At 73.9% G+C, this 6,165-nt stretch carries 8 protein-coding genes; 6 read left to right on the top strand and 2 right to left on the bottom strand.

Annotation, left to right across the window (positions count from 1 at the left end; translation table 11 throughout):
• The first annotated feature begins 148 nt into the window (after positions 1 to 148).
• Positions 149 to 1,318 carry a glycosyltransferase gene (locus tag ACTUAL_RS28390; RefSeq protein WP_440902388.1) on the top strand — a complete coding sequence of 390 codons (1,170 nt, stop codon included), beginning with the start codon at positions 149 to 151 and terminating at the stop codon, positions 1,316 to 1,318.
• Positions 1,319 to 1,410: 92 nt separating this feature from the next.
• On the opposite strand, the gene ACTUAL_RS28385 is transcribed toward ACTUAL_RS28390, so the two are convergent.
• Positions 1,411 to 2,733 (bottom strand): hemolysin family protein, encoded by a 1,323-nt coding sequence (locus tag ACTUAL_RS28385; RefSeq protein WP_440902387.1) that lies wholly within the window; start codon positions 2,731 to 2,733, stop codon positions 1,411 to 1,413.
• Positions 2,734 to 2,849: 116 nt separating this feature from the next.
• On the opposite strand from ACTUAL_RS28385, the gene ACTUAL_RS28380 reads away from it, so the two are divergent.
• The 3 genes from ACTUAL_RS28380 (at position 2,850) to ACTUAL_RS28370 (ending at position 4,423) form a co-directional block, all read left to right on the top strand.
• On the top strand, positions 2,850 to 3,233 hold the full coding sequence (locus ACTUAL_RS28380) for a hypothetical protein (protein WP_096495876.1): 384 nt from the start codon (positions 2,850 to 2,852) through the stop codon (positions 3,231 to 3,233).
• On the top strand, positions 3,226 to 3,747 hold the full coding sequence (locus ACTUAL_RS28375; protein ID WP_440902386.1) for a hypothetical protein: 522 nt from the start codon (positions 3,226 to 3,228) through the stop codon (positions 3,745 to 3,747). The genes ACTUAL_RS28380 and ACTUAL_RS28375 overlap by 8 nt, the downstream gene beginning before the upstream one ends.
• Positions 3,748 to 3,853: 106 nt before the next feature.
• Positions 3,854 to 4,423: a DUF4240 domain-containing protein gene (locus ACTUAL_RS28370; RefSeq protein ID WP_096495878.1), complete on the top strand. Its 570-nt coding sequence runs from the start codon at positions 3,854 to 3,856 to the stop codon at positions 4,421 to 4,423.
• Positions 4,424 to 4,469: 46 nt separating this feature from the next.
• On the opposite strand, the gene ACTUAL_RS28365 is transcribed toward ACTUAL_RS28370, so the two are convergent.
• The gene (locus ACTUAL_RS28365) at positions 4,470 to 4,907 is read right to left on the bottom strand and encodes a nitroreductase family deazaflavin-dependent oxidoreductase (protein WP_096497979.1); all 438 of its coding nucleotides are present in this window, start codon (positions 4,905 to 4,907) and stop codon (positions 4,470 to 4,472) included.
• A gap of 152 nt (positions 4,908 to 5,059) precedes the next feature.
• Between ACTUAL_RS28365 and ACTUAL_RS28360 the strand changes: the two genes are divergently transcribed.
• Together ACTUAL_RS28360 and ACTUAL_RS28355 are read left to right on the top strand one after the other, a co-directional pair.
• Positions 5,060 to 5,680 carry an L-threonylcarbamoyladenylate synthase gene (locus ACTUAL_RS28360; RefSeq protein ID WP_015803701.1) on the top strand — a complete coding sequence of 207 codons (621 nt, stop codon included), beginning with the start codon at positions 5,060 to 5,062 and terminating at the stop codon, positions 5,678 to 5,680.
• Between the two features lie 129 nt (positions 5,681 to 5,809).
• Positions 5,810 to 6,165 (top strand): hypothetical protein (locus ACTUAL_RS28355; protein WP_440902385.1); only part of this gene is annotated, 356 nt, incomplete at its 3' end.

Genomic DNA, 6,165 nt, shown 5'->3' with positions numbered 1-6,165 from the left:
ACACCCCCAGGCACCGCTCCTCCTGGTGCCGCCCCCTGGTGGCACTCCTCCCGGTGACGCCCCCAGGCGCCGCCCCCGGATGGCCGCCACCGGTCAGCCCCTCGCGAACAACCCCTTCGTGAAGCTAATTCAGCGTACGCTGAGTTCCGTGCTGATCCTCTTCTCCAGCCTCGGTGCCCACGGGCACCTGTTCCCCCTGTTACCGCTGGCCAGGGCCGCCGTGCGCGCCGGTCACCGGGTCAAGTTCGCCACCACCGGCGGCTTCCACGACGTCCTCGCGGGCATCGGCGTCGAACCGGTCGTCGCGGGCGCCGGGATGCGCGACGTCGCGGGCGAGCTGCTGCCGCCCGGCACGACCCCGCGCGATCTCAGCGGTCCCGAGGGCGCCCCGATCATCGCCCGGCTGTTCGGCGACCTGCTCGCCCGCTCGTTCGCCACCGGCGTCGCCGGGCTCATCGACCAGGAGCGCCCCGACCTGGTGGTCCAGGAGCTGGCCAACCCCGGCGCGGGCATCGCGGCCAGGGCGGCGGGCGTTCCCGTGCTGTGCCACGGGTTCGGGCGCATGTCGTCCGGCTCCGAGATGCCCAAGCTGATGGTCGGGCACCTGCGCGGCGTCGCGGCCGAGCACGGCGTCGACCTGGGCGAGGTGGACCTGGGCGGTGGCGACGACAGCGTGTTCCTGCTGGGCAACCCGTACCTGGACATCTGCCCGCCGTCGCTGCGGGACCCGTCGTTCACCATCCCGGACACGATCCCGCTGCGGCCCGTGCCGTTCGCGGCGCCGGGCGAGCTGCCCGCGATCGCCACCGCGCCCCGCGACGAGCCGCTGGTCTACCTGACCCTGGGCACCGCGTTCGGGCACGCCGAGGTGTTCCGGGCCGCGATCGACGGGCTGGCCTCGCTGGACGCGCACGTGCTGGTGGCGGCCGGTCCGGCGGTGGAGACGGCCGCGCTCGGCGAGGTGCCGGACAACGTGTCGCTGCACGCGTGGGTGCCGCAGGCGGACCTGCTGCCGCACGTGGACCTGGTGGTGCACCACGGGGGCAGCGGCACGACCATGGGCGCGCTCGGCGCGGGCGTGCCGCAGCTGGTGCTGCCGCAGGGCGCGGACCAGTTCACCAACGCCGAGGCCGTGGTCGCGGCCGGGCTGGGCGGGCGGCTGATCGGCGACGAGGTGGCCGCCGAGGCCGTCGCGTCCGCCGCGCGCGGGCTGCTGGCCTCCGAGGAGGTCGCGGTGGCGGCGAAGGCGGTGGCGGCGGAGATCGCCGCGATGCCGTCCCCGGACGAGGTGGCGGCGCGGCTGCCCGAGCTGGTCTGACGACCTCGGGGAATCGGCCCACCGACGTGCCGATTCCCCTTGCCCCGCAACGACTTCACTGCCGGAACTTCCCGGTCGGCCCCTCCCGGCGCTCAGTCCGCCCCGACCACCTGCCCGTCCGGGTCCTGCTCCGCGTCGGCCTCCGCCGGTTCGGCCCGCCGCAGCCGAACCGACGTGATCGCGTGGTGCTCGACGGCCAGCACCTCGAAGTCCCAGCCCGCCACCGCCGCCCGGTCCCCCGGCCCCTCGGGCACCAGGCCCAGCTCGACCAGGATCAGCCCGGCGACGGTGGTGTAGTCGCCCTCGGGCGGGTCGCGCAGCTCGACGCCCAGGTCCACCAGGTCGTGCACCGGGAACGTGCCCGGCAGCACCATGGCCCCGTCCTCCTCGCGGCGCACCTCCAGGACGTCCCGGTCGGTCTCGTCGTAGATCTCCCCGACGACCTCCTCCAGCAGGTCCTCCAGGGTGACGATGCCGTCGACCGCGCCGTGCTCGTCCACGACCAGCGCGAACTGCTCGCGCTCGGTCTTGAAGCGGCGCAGCGCGTCCACCACGCGCAGCGAGTCCGGGAACACCACGGCCTGCCGCGCGACCTGCGTGAGCGAGACCCCGTCGTCGAGCAGGTCCCGCAGGTGCACGACGCCGACGACGTCGTCCAGGTGGCCGGTGCGCACGACGGGCGCGCGCGAGCGGCCGGACGCGACGAGCTCGGCGCGCGCCTGCGGGATCGCCATGTCCACGGGCAGCGTCACGACCTCGCGGCGCGGCACCAGGACCTCGCGCAACCGGCGGGCGTGGATCTCCAGCGCGCCGGTGATGATCTCGCGCTGCTCCGGGTTCAGGCCCTGCTGCCCGGACACCAGGTCGCTCAGCTCCTCCGGGCTGAGCTGCTCCTCGGCGGCGTCCGGGTTGCCGCCGAACAGCCGCACGACCGCGTTGGTCGACTTGCTCAGCAGCCACACCGCCGGGCGGGAGACCGCCGACAGCACGTCGAGCGGCTTGGCCACGAAGCTGGCCCACCGCAGCGCGTTCTGCATCGCCAGGCGCTTGGGCGCGAGCTCGCCGAGCACCAGCGTGAAGAACGTGAGGACGATCGTGACCAGCGCCACGGCGACCGGGTCGGCCGCGCTGCCCAGGAAGTCCAGCAGCGGCACCAGCGGCGCGGCGAGCGTCACGGCCGCCGCCGCCGACGCCAGGAAGCCCGCCAGGGTGATGCCGATCTGGATCGTCGCCAGGAAGCGGTTCGGGTCGCGGGCGAGCTTGACCAGCGTGCGCGCGCCACGACCCCCTTCCCGCTCCAGGGCTCTGATCTGGCCCTCCCGCAGGGAGACCAGCGCCATCTCGCTGCCGGCGAACACCGCGTTCACCAGGACCAGCACGGCCACCAGCGCCACGTTCCACCAATATCCGTCCACGCCACCCCACTCCGACCAGCGATTCGCACGGAACCGCGCAGCGACCAGCACCGAAGCGCGCAACGCGGGTGTTCTAGCCTTCAGGGCATACCCCGTACCGGTGAGGAACCCACCTGATGATCGACTGGCTGGCCACGGCCACCATCGCCGCCGCGCTGCTCGCGGCGGGGTGGGCGGTGCTGCTGGCGGTGTTGGACAAGCCGCTGACGCTGGAGGACTGGACGACGCTGGGCGTGGCGGCCCTGGTGGTGTCGCAGGAAGTGGCGCTGCTGGCGCAGACGGTGGTCGGCGCGGTGCTGCTGGCGGGCGACGGGCACGAGGCGGTGTCGGGGGCGACGTTCTTCGGCTACCTGCTGACCGCGTTGCTGCTGCTGCCGCTGGCGGGGTTCTGGTCGATCGTGGACCGGTCGCGGTCGGGGGCGTCGGTGCTGGCGGTCGGGTGCCTGACGACGGCGGTCATGGTGGTGCGGCTGAACCAGATCTGGGCCGGTCATGCCTGAGCGGGAGGAGCGGTCCGGGGTGGGCGAGGGTGACGGGGAGCCGGGTTCGGCGGCGAGCCGGTTCGCGGACCGGGTGTCGTCCCGCGGCGCGGGTTCCGGCTCGGGTGGCGAGCCGCTGACGCTGGCGCAGCGCACCAGGAGCGGTCCGGGCAGCGTGCTGATCGCGGTGTACGGGATCTTCGCCCTGGCCGCGACGGCGAGGTCCGCGCTGCAGATCACGACGAAGTTCTCGCACGCCCCGCTGGCCTACTCGCTGTCGGCGTTCGCGGCGGTGGTGTACGTGGTGGCGACGGTGATGCTGGTGCGCGGCGACGGCGCGTCGCGGCGGGTGGCGTTCGCGTCGTGCGCGGTGGAGCTGGTGGGCGTGCTGGTGATCGGCGCGCTGAGCGTGCTGGAGCCGGGGTGGTTCCCGGAGGCCACGGTGTGGTCGGACTTCGGCGGCGGCTACGGCTACGTGCCGCTGGTGCTGCCGGTGCTGGGGCTGCTGTGGTTGCGGCGGACCCGGCGCGCCTGAGCGGGTCCGGCTCCGGCTCCCGTGCCCCGGCCTCCGGGGTGGTCCCCGCAGGTGGGAAGCCTGCTGGGCGGGGCGGGGGCGCCCCCAATGGTTAGGATCGGCGCTCATGGACCGCGATGCGTACTGGGCCCTGGTCGAACGAGCGCGGGCCGCCGCGGGGGAGTTCGCGGGGGACCGCGACCTGCGCGAGGACCCGCTGCCCGACGCCGTCGTCGCCCAGCTCGGGGCGTTGTCCGGCGAGGAGCTGGTCGAGTTCTCCCTGCGGCACGGTGAGATCGTGGACAGCGCTTACCGGTGGCCGCTCTGGCACGCCGCCCACCTGATCGAGGGCGGGTGCGGGGACGACGGGTTCGCGGACTTCCGCGACGGGCTGGTGCTCCAGGGGCGTGCGGTGTTCGAGGCCGCGGTGGCCGACCCGGACTCGTTGGCGGACCTGCCGGTGGTGCTGCGCATGGCGCGGGAGGGCGGCGGGTGGCTCGGGTACGAGTCGATGAGCCACCTGGTGCGCGACGCGTACAAGCGGGCGCGCGGGGAGAGCGACTCGCTGCTCGCGGCGGTGGCCGAGCGGCGCGGCGCGGTGGTGCGGCGCAAGCCCGACGGCGAGCAGTGGGACGTGGAGGACCCGGCCGAGAACCGGGCGCGGCTCCCCCGGCTCGCGGAGCTGTTCGAGTCGTGACCTGCGGTGACCGCCGCACCGGACGGCGGTCACCCGCACGTGGGGATCAGGGCAGCGGGTCCAGGACGAACACCGGGATCTCCCGCTCGGTCTTGCGCTGGTAGTCGGCGTAGTCGGGGAACGCGGCGACCGCCCGCTCCCACCACAGGGCCTTCTCCTCGCCGGTCACCTCGCGGGCCACGTACTCCTTGCGGACCGGCCCGTCCTGCAGCTCGACCTGCGGGTTGGCGACCACGTTGTGGTACCAGACGGGGTGCTTGGGCGCGCCGCCGAGCGAGGCGACGATCGCGTACCGGCCGTCGTGCTCGACGCGCATCAGCGGCGACTTGCGGATCTTGCCGGACTTGGCGCCCAGCGTGGTCAGCACGATCACCGGCATCCCGCGCAGCGTGGTGCCCTCGGTGCCGCCCGAGCTCTCGTACAGCTCGACCTGGTCGCGCACCCACTTCTCGGGGCTCGGGTCGTACTCGCCGGACAGGGGCATCTTCTCGTCCTCCGGGGTGGTGCGGTCACGGGGCGTGGTCACCGGGAGCGGTGCGCCCGTCACCCAGTGTGGCCCGTCGGGTGATCACCCGCACAGCGGCGGGCGCGGCGGCCCGTGAGCGGCCGTGATCAGCGCGGACTAGGCTTCCCGGCATGGCCAGGTACCTCGACGTCCACCCGGTGAACCCCCAGCGGCGCGCCATCGACCAAGCGGTCGAGGTGGTGCGGGCGGGCGGGTTGATCGCCTACCCGACGGACTCCTGCTACGCGCTCGGCTGCCAGCTGGGCAACAAGGAGGGCCTGGACCGGATCAGGCAGATCCGGAACCTGGACGACAAGCACCACTTCACCCTGGTGTGCCGGGACTTCGCGCAGCTGGGCCAGTTCGCGTACGTGGAGAACGCGGCGTTCCGCGCGATCAAGGCCGCGACGCCGGGCAGCTACACGTTCATCCTGTCGGCGACCCGCGAGGTGCCGAGGCGGCTGCTGCACCCGAAGAAGAAGACGGTCGGCGTGCGCATCCCGGACAACGCGGTGGTGCAGGCCCTGCTGGAGGCGCTGGGCGAACCGCTGCTGTCGAGCACGCTCCTGCTCCCGGACCAGGAGGAGCCGCTGGTGCAGGGGTGGGAGATCAAGGAGCGGCTGGACCACGTGGTGGACGCCGTCCTGGACTCCGGCGACTGCGGCACCGAGCCGACGACGGTGGTGGACTTCTCCAGCGGGGAGGCCGAGGTGCTGCGGGTGGGGGCTGGGGACCCGAGTCGGTTCGAGTAGGGCCGGACGGCCCGTTCCCGGCTGGGGCGGTTGTCGCAGCCGGGTGCCGCCGATCATCCTCGGTCGGGTCGCCCCCGCGGCAGGCCGGATCACCGGCCCGCGCCGCCGGGGCCCGGTCGAGGAGCGCGGATGTCGGAGCAGGGTTCGAGGGAGAAGTGGCACCGCCGGTTAGCCGGGCGGCTGCGGAAGATCACCCCGGAGTGGGCGAACGGGCTCGGTGGCCTGCTCATGGGGATCGCCGCGATGCTGCCGTTCGTGTTCCAGGCCGGTGAGGTGATCGCCGGGCCGACCGTGACGTTGACCGAGACCTCCGGCTCGACCGTGACGCGCACCAGCACCGGCACGAGCACCATCACCGTGACCGGGTCCGCCAGCGGCTCCCCCGCGCCGTCGGCGGACGGCTCCGGCACGACGCCGATCGGTCCCCCCGACACCGCGCCCGGTGGCCGGGAGCCCGTGGGCGCCCCCGAGGACCGCCCCTCGGC

The sequence above is a fragment of the Actinosynnema sp. genome (assembly GCF_052038725.1).
The sequence above is the reverse complement of the archived record's forward strand: the minus strand, read 5'-3'. Positions and strand labels throughout refer to the sequence as shown.

Bases quoted from the DNA above. Each gene is read 5' to 3' on its own strand.
- ACTUAL_RS28370 (WP_096495878.1), top strand. From the start codon at position 3,854: ATGGACCGCGATGCGTACTGGGCCCTGGTCGAACGAGCGCGGGCCGCC.
- ACTUAL_RS28375 (WP_440902386.1), top strand. From the start codon at position 3,226: ATGCCTGAGCGGGAGGAGCGGTCCGGGGTGGGCGAGGGTGACGGGGAG.
- ACTUAL_RS28360 (WP_015803701.1), top strand. From the start codon at position 5,060: ATGGCCAGGTACCTCGACGTCCACCCGGTGAACCCCCAGCGGCGCGCC.
- ACTUAL_RS28380 (WP_096495876.1), top strand. From the start codon at position 2,850: ATGATCGACTGGCTGGCCACGGCCACCATCGCCGCCGCGCTGCTCGCG.
- ACTUAL_RS28365 (WP_096497979.1), bottom strand. From the start codon at position 4,907: ATGCCCCTGTCCGGCGAGTACGACCCGAGCCCCGAGAAGTGGGTGCGC.